The sequence below is a fragment of the Clostridium kluyveri DSM 555 genome (assembly GCF_000016505.1).
GTDB classification, from domain to species: Bacteria; Bacillota; Clostridia; order Clostridiales; family Clostridiaceae; genus Clostridium_B; species Clostridium_B kluyveri.
In genome coordinates this window covers 2,150,323-2,163,279 of sequence record NC_009706.1, presented here as the reverse complement: position 1 = coordinate 2,163,279, position 12,957 = coordinate 2,150,323, and the positions used below count along the sequence as shown (strand labels likewise).

Annotated in this window: 16 protein-coding genes; all 16 read left to right on the top strand. The window is 33.9% G+C overall.

Annotated elements, in window-relative coordinates:
* Nucleotides 1–7 precede the first annotated feature (7 nt).
* The 16 genes from CKL_RS10435 (at nt 8) to fliS (ending at nt 12,954) form a co-directional block, all read left to right on the top strand.
* Nucleotides 8–2,086: a chemotaxis protein CheA gene (locus CKL_RS10435; protein WP_012102468.1), complete on the top strand. Its 2,079-nt coding sequence runs from the start codon at nt 8–10 to the stop codon at nt 2,084–2,086.
* Nucleotides 2,087–2,097: 11 nt separating this feature from the next.
* Nucleotides 2,098–2,694, top strand: a complete 597-nt coding sequence (locus CKL_RS10430) for a chemotaxis protein CheC (RefSeq protein ID WP_012102467.1) — start codon at nt 2,098–2,100, stop codon at nt 2,692–2,694.
* A gap of 34 nt (nt 2,695–2,728) precedes the next feature.
* Nucleotides 2,729–3,091 carry a response regulator gene (locus CKL_RS10425; protein WP_012102466.1) on the top strand — a complete coding sequence of 121 codons (363 nt, stop codon included), beginning with the start codon at nt 2,729–2,731 and terminating at the stop codon, nt 3,089–3,091.
* Nucleotides 3,092–3,310: 219 nt separating this feature from the next.
* Entirely contained in the window at nt 3,311–3,712 is a 402-nt protein-coding gene (locus tag CKL_RS10420) for a chemotaxis protein CheW (protein WP_012102464.1), read from the top strand.
* A gap of 62 nt (nt 3,713–3,774) precedes the next feature.
* Nucleotides 3,775–4,770 (top strand): flagellar motor switch protein FliM, encoded by a 996-nt coding sequence (gene fliM / locus CKL_RS10415; RefSeq protein WP_012102463.1) that lies wholly within the window; start codon nt 3,775–3,777, stop codon nt 4,768–4,770.
* Nucleotides 4,763–5,941, top strand: a complete 1,179-nt coding sequence (fliY, locus tag CKL_RS10410; protein WP_012102462.1) for a flagellar motor switch phosphatase FliY — start codon at nt 4,763–4,765, stop codon at nt 5,939–5,941. Before fliM ends, fliY begins: the two co-directional genes overlap by 8 nt.
* A 224-nt stretch (nt 5,942–6,165) precedes the next feature.
* The gene (gene flgM / locus CKL_RS10405) at nt 6,166–6,438 is read left to right on the top strand and encodes a flagellar biosynthesis anti-sigma factor FlgM (protein ID WP_012102461.1); all 273 of its coding nucleotides are present in this window, start codon (nt 6,166–6,168) and stop codon (nt 6,436–6,438) included.
* Between the two features lie 27 nt (nt 6,439–6,465).
* Nucleotides 6,466–6,873, top strand: a complete 408-nt coding sequence (locus CKL_RS10400) for a flagellar protein FlgN (RefSeq protein ID WP_012102460.1) — start codon at nt 6,466–6,468, stop codon at nt 6,871–6,873.
* Between the two features lie 134 nt (nt 6,874–7,007).
* Nucleotides 7,008–8,906, top strand: a complete 1,899-nt coding sequence (gene flgK, locus CKL_RS10395; protein ID WP_012102459.1) for a flagellar hook-associated protein FlgK — start codon at nt 7,008–7,010, stop codon at nt 8,904–8,906.
* A gap of 160 nt (nt 8,907–9,066) precedes the next feature.
* The gene (locus CKL_RS10390) at nt 9,067–9,420 is read left to right on the top strand and encodes a four helix bundle protein (protein ID WP_012102458.1); all 354 of its coding nucleotides are present in this window, start codon (nt 9,067–9,069) and stop codon (nt 9,418–9,420) included.
* Nucleotides 9,421–9,475: 55 nt separating this feature from the next.
* A complete protein-coding gene (flgL, locus tag CKL_RS10385) occupies nt 9,476–10,906 on the top strand; it encodes a flagellar hook-associated protein FlgL (RefSeq protein WP_012102457.1) in 1,431 nt (476 codons plus the stop codon).
* Between the two features lie 29 nt (nt 10,907–10,935).
* Complete coding sequence (fliW, locus tag CKL_RS10380) at nt 10,936–11,373, top strand: flagellar assembly protein FliW (protein ID WP_012102456.1); 438 nt, start codon at nt 10,936–10,938, stop codon at nt 11,371–11,373.
* On the top strand, nt 11,367–11,588 hold the full coding sequence (gene csrA / locus CKL_RS10375) for a carbon storage regulator CsrA (RefSeq protein WP_012102455.1): 222 nt from the start codon (nt 11,367–11,369) through the stop codon (nt 11,586–11,588). Before fliW ends, csrA begins: the two co-directional genes overlap by 7 nt.
* A 20-nt stretch (nt 11,589–11,608) precedes the next feature.
* Nucleotides 11,609–11,962, top strand: coding sequence for a flagellar protein FlaG (locus CKL_RS10370; RefSeq protein ID WP_012102454.1), 354 nt, complete (start codon nt 11,609–11,611; stop codon nt 11,960–11,962).
* A 172-nt stretch (nt 11,963–12,134) separates the two neighbouring features.
* The gene (locus CKL_RS10365; RefSeq protein ID WP_012102453.1) at nt 12,135–12,437 is read left to right on the top strand and encodes a hypothetical protein; all 303 of its coding nucleotides are present in this window, start codon (nt 12,135–12,137) and stop codon (nt 12,435–12,437) included.
* 127 nt (nt 12,438–12,564) lie between these two features.
* Entirely contained in the window at nt 12,565–12,954 is a 390-nt protein-coding gene (fliS, locus tag CKL_RS10360) for a flagellar export chaperone FliS (protein WP_012102452.1), read from the top strand.
* Nucleotides 12,955–12,957 lie beyond the last annotated feature (3 nt).

The following is a 12,957-nucleotide window of genomic DNA, read 5'->3' as shown; positions in this document are numbered from 1 at the left end:
GAAAAAAATGGATACATCACAGTATATGTCTATGTTCCTAGAAGAAGCAATGGACAATCTGCAGATTTTAAATGAGTCACTACTTCAACTTGAACAAGAGCCTCACAACATAGACAAAGTAAATGAAATTTTTAGAGTTGCACATACATTAAAGGGAATGGCGGCTACCATGGGATTTAATGAAGTGGGAGAGTTAACACATAAAATGGAAGATGTATTGTCCAGGTTTAGAGATGGCAAACTAAAGGTTACTCAAGATGTGGTGACAGTTTTATTTAAATGTCTGGATACCCTTGAGCAGATGATAAAAAATATAGAAGATGGTGTGGAAGAAGAAGTTCCTATAAAGGGTATCATAGAAGAACTGGAGAATATAGCTAATTTACAAAATGATGATAAAGAGAAAGAATCAAAGGAAGATATACAGGAAGAAAAACAAAATGACAGTGCAAAGGGTACTAAAAACATACAGGTAGAATTAAATGAATATGATATAAACGTAGTTAAGCAGGCCCGAGATAAAGGATTTAATTCTTATCAGATAAGGGTAACTATTAGTGAAAATACCCTGCTGAAATCTGCTAGAGTATTTCTTATATTCAAGAGTCTTGAGGAAATGGGGGAGATAATTAAATCTGTTCCAAATACAGAAGACCTGGAAAATGAAAATTTTGATTTTGAAGTAGACCTTACCTTTGTTACCACAAGTGATGAAAATAAAGTGTATGAAAATCTGATGAATATATCTGAAGTGGAAGAGGTGTCCATAGAAAAAATAGATATAGAAGCAGAAAAGATAAAAAAGATGCAGATTAAAGATAAACAAAGTGAGCAAATAAAGTCCATAATTCAAAAGGAGGCTTCATCCAAAGTAGAGGATATAAAGCCAAAGCCTGCCCTTGTACCTGATAAAGACAAAGGAAATAAAAAGGCGGCAAAAAAAGAACCACACAAAAAGGTGCATCAGTCTGTGAGAGTGGATTTAGAGAGACTGGACAAATTTATGAATATGGTATCAGAGCTTGTTATAAATAGAACAAGACTTGAACAGATAAGCAGTAACTATAAATTGAATGAATTAAATGAAACTTTAGAGCAAGTGGCCAGAACTACTTCAGATCTTCAGGATCTGGTTATGAAAATTAGAATGCTGCCCCTTGATACGGTATTTAACAGATTTCCAAGGATGATAAGGGATTTATCTGTGGAACTTGACAAAGAAATGGAGCTCGTAATTGAAGGAGCAGATACAGAACTTGACAGAACTGTAATAGATGAAATAGGGGAACCTTTGATCCATCTCATTAGAAATGCGGCAGATCATGGTATAGAATCAAAAGAGGAGAGAATATCAAAAGGTAAAAATCCTGTTGGAAAAATAAGTCTTATCGCCTATCAGGAGGGTACCAAGGCAGTAATAAAAGTTGTAGATGATGGAAGTGGAATACCTGTGGACAAAGTAAGAGAAAAGGCAGAAAATATGGGTATAAACACCGAGGGTATGTCAGACAATGATGTGAGAAACCTCATATTCTTGCAGGGATTCAGCACCAATACTGAAGTAACGGATATTTCAGGCAGGGGAGTAGGTATGGATGTAGTCAAGACAAAGATATCCGCCCTGGGGGGAACTGTAGATGTGGTAAGTGAAAAGAATGAAGGCTCTGCCTTTGTAATAAGACTTCCTCTTACACTTCAGATAATACAGGTGTTGTTGGTAGGAGTAGGAAATGAGACTATGGCAATATCCCTAAGTTATGTGGATAGAGTTATAGACTATAAAGAGGACTTGATAAAAATGACCAACAATAAAGAGGTCATAATATACAATGGAAATGTAATATCTCTTGTAAGGTTATATGATAAACTAAGAGTTGAAAAATCTAAAAACAATAAAAATTATATAGTAATAGTTAAAGTAGGGGAAAAAACTGTGGGACTCATGGTAGATTCACTGCTTGGACAAAGAGAAATGGTTATAAAACCTCTTGGAAAAACATTACAAAATCTGAAGGAATACATGGGAGCAACAATACTTGGAGATGGTCTTGTAACATTGATATTGGATGTTGCTGCTCTGGTATAAGGAGGATATATATGGACTACAAAAGCCTTACATCCATGCAGCTTGATGCACTAAGAGAAGTTGTAAATATAGGCACGGGAAATGCAGCTACAGCCTTATCCCAGCTTATAAATAAAAAGGTGGATATTACAGTGCCAGATGTAAATATAGTACCCTTTGACGACATCTTTACCAGTATTGAGGGAGATGAAATAGTTGTAGGAGTTATAGTAAGAATTTTAGGAGATGCACCGGGAAATATATTATTCATATTTGAAAAAGAAACTGCCCTTGAGCTTATCTCTATGTTAATGGGTTATAAAGAAGAATATTTAAATGATATGGGAAACTCAGTGCTTTGTGAGGTAGGCAATATAACATCCAGTTCTTATATGAATGCAATATCCAAACTTACGGGACTGTACATGATACCTTCAGTGCCTGCAGTTACATGTGATATGCTGGGAGCAATACTTTCCACTACATTTATAGAGTCTGGACAGTTTGATGAATATGTGCTGGATATAGAAACATTGTTTATACAAAATAATTCTAAGATAAGCGGACATTTTTATTATGTCCCTATGCCTGGTTCACTTGAGAAAATTTTTAATGCTTTAGGAATATGATAATATTAGTAGTAAATAGTTTGGAGGGAAAAAAATGGCTAAAATATTAATTGTGGATGATGCTGCATTTATGAGAATGATGATAAAGGATATACTGGAGAAAAATGGTTTTGAGGTAGTAGGGGAGGCAAATAATGGTATAAAAGCTGTGGAGTTATATAAAAAGGAAAAACCGGATGTGGTTACCATGGATATAACCATGCCTGATATGGATGGCATTGAAGCTGTAAAGCAAATAAAAGCTTTTGATGCCAGTGCAAAGATAATAATGTGTTCTGCCATGGGACAGCAGACTATGGTTATGGATGCCATAAAAGCAGGAGCTAGAGATTTTATAGTAAAACCGTTCCAGCCAGACAGAGTACTGGAAGCTATAAATAAAGTTGTAGCGTCTTAAAAATTAAAGTGAAATTTTAAGATTTAAATTTTTGAATTTATATAAAGATAGCATGGTTTATAACGAAAACATTAAAGTGGATAAAATTTTTATTAAACTTTAATGCAGTGCAGATAAATATTTGTATGATTTAAACAAAAAAAGTTAAACCTGCTATTTTATGTATAAATGTTATTTATATACATAGTCTTGTATATCTCTATAAAGGGAGGGGTAAATATGCAGGTTGTTATATTCGGATTAAACAATGAGCAATTTGCTGTAGAAACAGCCAAAGTTCAAAGTATAAATGATGCTATGGAAATAACTAGAGTTCCTAAGGCACCAACTTATATAAAAGGTCTTATAAATTTAAGGGGAAATGTGATATCCCTTTTAGATATAAATTTTTTAATGGATATTCCTAAAAATGACAGAAGCGAAGGAAATGTAATAATACTTGAAATGGAAGATGAACTGGTAGGAATAAGTGTAGATCAAGTAGATGAAGTTTTAGATTTAGAAGATAGCATTGTAGAAAAGGAAAATGATGAGAAAAAGCAGGCCTATATAAAAGGAATAATAAATTTAAAAGACAGAATAATTACCTTGATTGATATAGATAAGCTTCTTTCGGATTAAATTGACCTTTACGTTTATTAGTTTCATATACTTGAAATTTTCTCGAGAAATGGGGGAAGAAAATGGCAGATGTATTATCGCAGAATGAGATAGACGCCCTTCTTGCGGCTCTTTCCACAGGGGAACTTACCCCGGATGAGGTACCTCAGGAGGAGGAACAGCAGAAGGTAAAACCTTATGATTTTAGGAGTCCCCAGAAATTTTCCAAAGATCATATAAGAACTCTGGAGCTTATTCATGACAACTATGCCAGAATAATTTCCAATTATTTAACTGCACAGGTTAGAAGCAATGTAAAAGTAAAAGTAGAATCCGTGCAGCAAATAACTTATGAAGAGTTTATTCATTCTGTGCCAAACCCTACTATTTTGACCATATTTAAAATGCCGCCTTTAAGTGGAACTGTATTGTTTGAGATAAACCCTCAGTTTGTGTTTGAGATTATAGATTTACTTCTGGGTGGAAGTGGAACAGGAAAATATAAGGCCAGGGAATTTACAGATATAGATAAGAATATTATAAAAGTGGTAAATGAAGGACTCATATCAAACTTGAAATTGGCCTGGGAAGATGTAATGGAAGTGGAAACGGAAGTAGAGGGAATAGAGACAAATCCTGCACTGAATCAGACCCTTGCACCTAATGATCCCATTGCTCTTATAAGTTTTTCAGTGGAACTTGGTAAAAGTACTACCTTCATAAATATATGTATTCCTTATTTAAGTATAGAAAAAGTACTTGACAAACTAGTGGTTCAATACTGGTTTCAAGATGGAGATGAAGAAGTGCTGGCTGAATCCCGGGAAAAACTTAGAGAGAGATTAAACATAGTAGGAATTCACCTTACAGCGGTCCTTGGAACTGTAGAAGTAACGGTAAATGAATTCTTGAATTTGAATATAGGAGATGTACTGACATTGAAGGAGAAAACTACAGATCCTGTGAAACTTATGCTGGAGGATAAGATATACTACTATGGAAAACCTGGCATAATAGGGAAAAATATGGGGATTGAAATATTGGATATTATAGATAAGGATGTGGAAAATTATGAGTAATGGCTTCCTTTCACAAGAAGAAATAGATGCACTTTTAAATGGGGGACAAGAAGATGAAAATACTTCTCCATCGGAAGCAGCAATAGAAAGTGAAGATGGGTCAGAATTGTCAGATGTAGAGAAAGATTTACTTGGGGAAATAGGCAATATATCCATGGGTTCTGCATCCACAGCACTTTCTACAATAATAAACCAACAGGTAAATATAACTACTCCGGTGGTGACTTTGACCACACTGAGAAAATTAAAAGATGAATTTGAAATTCCAAATGTGGCACTGGAAGTTAAATATACAGCAGGCATAATCGGGGAAAATCTCCTGGTTATGAAGGTTACAGATGCCTATGTAATAGCAAATCTTATGATGGGTGGAGAGGGAAAAATTGAAGGGGAAGTGAAAGAACTAGGTGAGATAGAAACCAGTGCGGTATCTGAGGCCATGAATCAGATGATAGGGTCTGCAGCCACTTCCATGGCAACCATGTTTATGAGGGAAATAAATATTTCTCCTCCTGTATCCAATATATGGGATGATGCTACAGAACCTTTGTCCCAGGAGATATCAGAGGATGAAACTATTATAAAAGTATCCTTTTCTCTTAAGATTGGGGAATTGGTGGACAGTAATATAATGCAGTTATTCCCGGTGAATACGGCTAAAAAGATAATTGCCATAATGATGGGAAAAGAGGAAGAAGAAAAGGAAGAAGAAAAAGTAGAAGATTCTAAACCAGCAGCACCTGTTAAAACTGAAAATACTAGTTCACCTTCTAAAAGTCCGCAGCCGCAGGCGGAAGCTTCAAGTAATATATATGAAAAACCTATAGAAACCAATATAAACAAACAGCCTGTGGAGGTGCAAAAGGCAGTATTTCAGTCTTTAGATGCTGCTCCTTCAAAAGGTAATATACCAAGAAATATAGATCTGATACTGGATGTACCACTTGAAATATCTGTGGTTCTTGGGAGGACTAAAAAGAGTATCAAAGATATTTTAAATCTTGGTACAGGTTCTCTGGTGGAGTTGGACAAACTAACAGAAGAACCGGTGGAAATATTGGTAAATGGAAAAAAGGTAGCTTATGGAGAAGTAATTGTAATAGATGAAAATTTCGGGGTGAGAATAAAGAGCATTATAAGTAGTGAAGATAGAATTAGTTCTCTTAAATAGAGGACATCGGATCTTAATTTAAGCAGAGGTAATTCTCTGCTTTTAATCTTTTATATTATTAAATTTATGGCTTCATTAAAGTGGGAAGATAAAGGGATTTTGGCATAAAATTAACCTATTTATCTTCTTATAAAAGTATAAATATTAAATTTATATACCCGATAATATTAGTAATTATTACAGAAGAACATGTAAAGCTGTTAAGTTTGAGGAGTGTATTTTATATGAAGATTAATGGAATCAGTTTAAACAAAATATTGAATATCTATGAAAAAAGTAAAAAAGAATATGAAACAACCAGGGCTGCAGGGCAAAAAGATTCCATTGAAATTTCATCCCTTGGAAAGAGTTTAAGTTCTTATGTTAAGGGGGATGAAACCATAAATTCTAAGGAAAAAGTAGAAAATATCAAAAAAGCTGTGGAAAATGGCACTTATAATGTGGATAAGAAATTAGTTGCGGCTAAAATTATAGAAGCTATGAAGGGAAAATTGTAATATGCCCCACAGGGGAGGTGAAACAGTTTGCTTTTAGAATTAAAGCATATAATGGAAGAGGAATATACAGTTTTAAAAAAGCTCTTGGAAGCCTTAAGAGAACAAAACAGATATCTTGTAAGAAGAGAAGCCTTTAATTTAGATAAAATAGTAAAAATACTGGAGGAGAGAAGCAAAAACGTAGCTCTTCTTGAAATGAAGAGAAGAAAACTTACTAAAAACAGACCTATGAGAGAAATAATAGAAGAAGCAAAGGACGACAATTTAAAAAAGATTTATGAAGACATAGTAGAAGTACTTCAAAAAATGCAATTTCAAAAGGATACCAATGAAGCACTTATAAAGCACGGTATGATTTTTACCCATCAGATGTTAAGAGCTCTTAATCCAAATGTGGAGGCAAAGACCTATAATTCCATTGGAAGGAGCAGATGATTAAGACAATTCACAATTCACAGAGCACAATTCACAATTTATAAAAATTAAATTATGGATTTTTCTACGAAAAATCTTCCTCAACTGTGAATTGTGAATTGAAAACTGTGAATTGAAAAAAAGGAGATGATTAAATGCCGGGGTTGTTTTCAATATTTAATACGGCAAAAAGCGGACTCTTTGCCCAGCAGACCTCAATAAATGTTACTTCACACAATATAGCAAATGCAGAAACAGAAGGGTATTCAAGGCAGAGAGCTACACTTGTTACTACTACTCCTTACACCATGCCTTCCATGAATGCGGCAACTATTGCAGGACAGCTGGGAACGGGAGTAACGGTAGCATCCATAGATAGAATAAGGGATAGTTTTTTAGACTACCAGATAAGAGTGGAAAATGGAGTTAACGGTCATTATACTGCTAAGGATAAATATTTAAGTCAGGTAGAAAATGTATTAAATGAGCCCACAGACAGTGGTATATCCTCTCTTATGAGTGAGTTTTTTAATTCCTGGCAGGATCTTTCATCCTCACCCCAGAACACCAGTACAGTAGCTCAACAGGCATATCAGCTTACCAATGATTTAAACAGCGTTTATTCTCAGCTTACAAGTATAAAAGACAATGCTAAAAGTGAAATAAAAAGTGCAGTAGTGGATATAAACGGTATGCTTACTCAGATTTCACAGCTAAACCAGCAAATAAAGGATGTAAAGATGTCCGGCAATAATCCAAATGATCTTATGGACAGTAGAGATCTACTGCTGGATCAATTAAGTGAGAAATTTGGCATAAGTATTGATCCTAGAAAGTATGAGGGAATAGATGTAACCACCTCCAACAGTTCCATATATGGAGATGCAGATGACAATGGTGCGGCACCTTTGATTTCAGAGGGAGGCTCCCCTCTTAACATAGTCCAGGCAAATGATGCAGATAATATAAACGTGGCCACTTTTTCCTGTGTCACCAGCATAACTAAAAAGACAGATGCTGATGGAACCACTGGAAAAGCCACCTATGAGGTATCTTATTACAAAAAAGGAGATACACTTTCAGACGATAATAAGGTTACTATTTATGTAAGTATGACTGAAGAGGAAGCAGACAAATTAGATACAAGCAGGGTGCTCTGGGCCAATAATGAAGGAACTGCCTACAAGGTGAAAGATGGGAAAGATGCTTCTGGAAAAGACGCCAAAGTAATTGACGGCAGTTTAAATAATAACAGTACCACAGTTGACAGTCCTATAAGTTTTAACCAGCTGGCACTTTTTACACCCCCTTCTGGAGAATTAAAAGGATATGTATCTGTTCAAAATAATGTGGCAGAATATCAAGATGAGCTTAATAGGCTAGCAAAATCCCTTGCTGTTTCAGTAAATGCCATAGTAAGTCAAAGCAGCACCTGGGTGGCAGATAACAGCGGTTCCCCTGAGGGAGGAATCAATAATTTCTTTGTAAATGGAGATACTGATGGAAATAACTCTGAGGAGGATGAAAACAATATAAATGCAGGCAATATAACTGTAAATATAGATATATTAAACGACCCATCCAAGATAAAAATAGCTACCAAATATGATTCAAATGGAAATTCTCTGGGCACCGATACAGACAGCAACAGGGCACTGGCTATAGCACAATTGGCAAACAGTCTTATGAATATTCAAAGCGTTACAGAAGATTCCTCAAGAGAAGATCTCATAGGAGATATTTTTGCTACAAAGGACACTTTAAATAATGTGTATGCTGTAGGAAGTGTGAATGGCGGTTCAACTTTGGATAATTATTTTAATAATCTGGTAAATAAGGTGGGCATGCATGAGGAAGAAGCTAAAAAGCAGGTAGATTATGAAGCTACCCAGCTTGAGAGCTTTACCCAATCCAGAGAATCCACATCAGGGGTTTCACTAGATGAGGAAATGACAAATCTCATACAGTTTCAACACTGCTATCAGGCCAATGCAAAGATGATATCCACTGTAGATGAACTTTTGGATGTGGTAATAAATGGACTTAAACGATAATTCACAGAGCACAGTTCACAGTTTAGGAGGATTTTTCTATGAAAAATCTATAATTATGTAATTTCTATGAATTGTGAACTGTGAATCGTGAATTGAATTCGGTATATTTATTTTTAATTTAGTTAATATTTAAGATGAATATTAACTAAAGAGTTTAAAAGTGAGTTCGAATTTAATAGAAGAAAAATCTTTTCGATTTGCAGTTGAAATAGTAAGCTTATATAAGCAGTTATATGAGAAAAACAGAGAATATATTTTGTTTAGGCAGCTTCTTCGCTCAGGAACAAGCATTGGAGCAAATGTTAAAGAAGGATTAAAAGGGCAATCTAAAAAAGACTTTTTATCAAAAACGAATATAGCATTAAAAGAAGCTAACGAAACAGAATATTGGATGGAGTTATTAATCAGAACGCATTATGTAAGTGAAGAAAATAAACTGTTGAAAGAATGTAAGGAAATATGTAAAATATTAAGTTCAATAGTTAAAACAACAAGAAAAAACTGTGAACTCTAAAATAGTGAATTGTGAACTAAAAATTGTGAATTGAACAAGAAAGGGAGGTAAAGTTTTGAGAATAACAAATAAATACCTTACAAATAGTTTTCTTTCAGATATGAAGAAAAATCTTAATAATTTAAATAAAATACAAGGGCAACTCTCCTCTACTAAAAATTTTTCCAAACCCTCTGATGATCCCTTGAATGTACAAAAGTCAATGCAGCTTAATACTTCCATAACTGCAAACAGTCAATATGGTACAAACATAAAAACAGCACTGACCTGGATGGACACTACAGATGTTACTCTAGGGCAAATAGGAACTGTCCTCGGTAATATAAGGGATAATTTAGTAAAAGCAGGGAATGTAACATATGGACAGGATGACAGGGATAAAATCAATGATGAAGTAAACCAGCAGGTATCCCAACTGGCACAGCTTTTAAATACAAATTTGGGAGGAGAATATATATTTGGAGGTACTCAGGGACTATCAAAGCCTGTGACCACAGAGACATATAGTATAACCCGGCAAGTAACAGATGATAATGGCAATACAACCACTGATATCTATGAAGGGTGTATTTCTTTGAAATATGCAGACAAGGATGGAAGTGTATTGGAAGCACTTCCTCAGGTGGTATCAGATGATTTTAATGTAAATAACTGGACTGGAAAATCTATAACTTTTAATGTAAAGGGCAGTTCAGATTCAACAGGTACGGATTATTCATTAAGCGTAAATTCTTCAGATAAAACAGTAGATGATGTGGTAAAAGATTTAAATAGCCAGATACAGAATAATTCTAATCTTAAAGATAGAATAAATGTAGTAAAAACCAATGATGGGAATATAAAATTTTTAGCTGTAGATAAAAGTGACATCATAAAAATTACTACAGATATATCAGATATGGCATCTAGTTCCGATAAACAACTTTCAAGTGTAGCCATGGACAATATAGCTTTAGATAAAAATATAGAAGTGTCTCAGGGAGTAGTTTTAAGTTATAATGCTACAGCAGTAGAAGTAATGCAGTATGGAGAAGGACAAGGAAATGATATAAGGACACTTATGGACAGAATAGTACATCACTTAGCTGGACAGGTAGAATCTAATACAGATTCAAGCGGTAATACCGTAGATGAAAATACAGCTGGTGCCATACTAGGCTCTGATGGGAAGTATTATATATGGAAAGAGGATGAAGCAGCAGCAAAAGGAAAACTTACAAATGAAGATCTTGCGGATATAGATGCAGCTTCAAAACAGGTACTTAAGGTTCGTTCTGAAATAGGAGCAAAAGAAAAAAGGATGGAAGATTTAAGTGATCAAAATAGTTCTACAAAGATAAATTTAACTGAAACTCTTTCTAAAATAGAGGATATAGATGTAACGGAGAAAACCGTGGAGTATGCCACTATGATTACAGTATATATAGCCTGCCTTCAAACCAGTGCAAAAATAATGCAGTCTACTCTTATGGATTATCTTAATTAAATGGAAGCTTTAAAGAAGGAGAAGGACTTATGAAGTTAAATACGAAATACCACGGGTTATTGGAATATGATGAAAAAAATATTGTAGTTTTTAGAAAAGGTATTCCGGGTTTTGAACATTTAAAAAAATTCATACTGGTTCCTGCAGAGGAAAACAATTTATTTTATATACTTCATTCTATTGAAGATGAGAATATTGGAATTATAGTAGCGTCCCCTTTTGATATATTAAAGGACTATGAATTTGAACTAAATGAAGATAAGACAGCTGAATTAAAAATAGAAAATATGGAAGATATTTTTATAGTAAATACAGTTACTTTAAATTCTGTATTAGAGAATATAACTATTAATTTAAAAGCTCCCATAGTAATAAATATAAAAGAGAACATTGGGGAACAATTAATACTGGATAAGGTGGAATATCCTATAAAATACCCACTTTTTAAGGGGGAGGTCAGTTGTTAGTTATAAGCAGAAAAAAAGGAGAATCGCTGCTCATAGGGGAAGATATAGAAATAACAGTTACAAAAATAGAAGAGGGTGCTGTTAAACTTTCCATATCTGCACCTAGAAGTGTTACCATACTTAGAAAAGAACTTTACAGGGAGATAGAAGAGGAAAATAAAAATTCAGCAGCTTCAGATATAAGTGTATTAAAAAAATTAAAAGGTAAAAAGTAAATTTTAAGAGGTGTTTTGGCATGGAAGTTAAGGATATAGGTCAGGGAAGACAAGTATCTTTTGATACATCTGGTAACAGTGAAAGTAAAGTAATTTCTGCTGATGTAGTTTCAGTAGATGATAATATTGGTACTAGAGATAAAAATATAGATTCAAAAGATACAAAAAAAGCTGTAGACAAGCTAAATAAGTTATTAGAGGATACACCTACTCATCTAGAATATGAGGTTTATGGAAAATTAAATGATATTGTGATAAAAGTAGTAGATGACAATACCACGGAAGTTATAAAAGAAATACCTCCCAAAAAGATAGTGGATATGGTAGATAAACTATGTGAACTGGCAGGACTTTTTATGGACAAGAAAGTCTAATAGTTTTTTCAATTCACAGTTAACAGTTCACAAATCACAATTTAATGCACAATACACAGTTCACAAATCAAAATTTTAGGATGATTTTTCTATGAAAAATCTATAATAGGCTATATGTAAACTGTGAATTAAAAATAGTGAATTGTAAATTGAATAAAACGGGGTGATTTTAATGGAATTTAGATTGAATAAAGTAGACCCGGAAGTTCGTCAAAGAGTAAAAGATACTACAAGTGCAGGAAAAGTCCACAATAAAAGAGGAATTTTTATAAACAAAGATTACAGAGATAGGGGAAAAGACAGACAGGGGGGGTTTAGTTCCGAGCTTAACAAGTATAAACAGGGAAAAAATAAAAAACCTATCCTAGTAAAAGCTGTTAAGACAGAAGAAGTACAGGTAGAGGCTTTTAAAGAACCAAAGGATAACATTTCAAGGGACAGGGAAAGAGGAACTATTTTAGATGTGAAGAAATAATGCATATTTATAATGCACAGTTCACAATTTTAGGATGATTTTTCTGTGAAAAATCTATAATAGGTTATATGTAAACTATAAATTAAAAATGTGAATTGTGAATTGAATAAAAGGAGGGCCTAGAATAATGTATACAGCTAATGCCTATAATGCATATAAAACCAACAGTATAAATTATGCATCCAAGGAACAGCTGCTTTTAATGCTGGTGGATGGAGCAGTTAAGTTTGTAAAAATAGGAAGACAGGCTATAGTAGATAAAAATATAAAAGAAGCCCATGAAAATATAATTAAAGCTGAAAACATATTTTATGAGCTTATGGCTACACTGGATGTTTCAAAAGCAGGAGATTGGGGACAATCGCTTATGAGTGTATATGATTTTATAGTGAGAAGACTTGTATATGCAAATATCAAAAAAGATGTAAAAATAATAGATGAGGTGATTCCATTAATAGAAAATGTAAAGGATGCTTGGAATAAGGCTTATAAGGTGTCTGTAGGAATGAATAAATGAATT

Bases quoted from the DNA above. Each gene is read 5' to 3' on its own strand.
- CKL_RS10435 (WP_012102468.1), top strand. From the start codon at position 8: ATGGATACATCACAGTATATGTCTATGTTCCTAGAAGAAGCAATGGAC.
- CKL_RS10430 (WP_012102467.1), top strand. From the start codon at position 2,098: ATGGACTACAAAAGCCTTACATCCATGCAGCTTGATGCACTAAGAGAA.
- CKL_RS10425 (WP_012102466.1), top strand. From the start codon at position 2,729: ATGGCTAAAATATTAATTGTGGATGATGCTGCATTTATGAGAATGATG.
- CKL_RS10420 (WP_012102464.1), top strand. From the start codon at position 3,311: ATGCAGGTTGTTATATTCGGATTAAACAATGAGCAATTTGCTGTAGAA.
- fliM (WP_012102463.1), top strand. From the start codon at position 3,775: ATGGCAGATGTATTATCGCAGAATGAGATAGACGCCCTTCTTGCGGCT.
- fliY (WP_012102462.1), top strand. From the start codon at position 4,763: ATGAGTAATGGCTTCCTTTCACAAGAAGAAATAGATGCACTTTTAAAT.
- flgM (WP_012102461.1), top strand. From the start codon at position 6,166: ATGAAGATTAATGGAATCAGTTTAAACAAAATATTGAATATCTATGAA.
- flgK (WP_012102459.1), top strand. From the start codon at position 7,008: ATGCCGGGGTTGTTTTCAATATTTAATACGGCAAAAAGCGGACTCTTT.
- fliW (WP_012102456.1), top strand. From the start codon at position 10,936: ATGAAGTTAAATACGAAATACCACGGGTTATTGGAATATGATGAAAAA.
- CKL_RS10370 (WP_012102454.1), top strand. From the start codon at position 11,609: ATGGAAGTTAAGGATATAGGTCAGGGAAGACAAGTATCTTTTGATACA.
- CKL_RS10365 (WP_012102453.1), top strand. From the start codon at position 12,135: ATGGAATTTAGATTGAATAAAGTAGACCCGGAAGTTCGTCAAAGAGTA.
- fliS (WP_012102452.1), top strand. From the start codon at position 12,565: ATGTATACAGCTAATGCCTATAATGCATATAAAACCAACAGTATAAAT.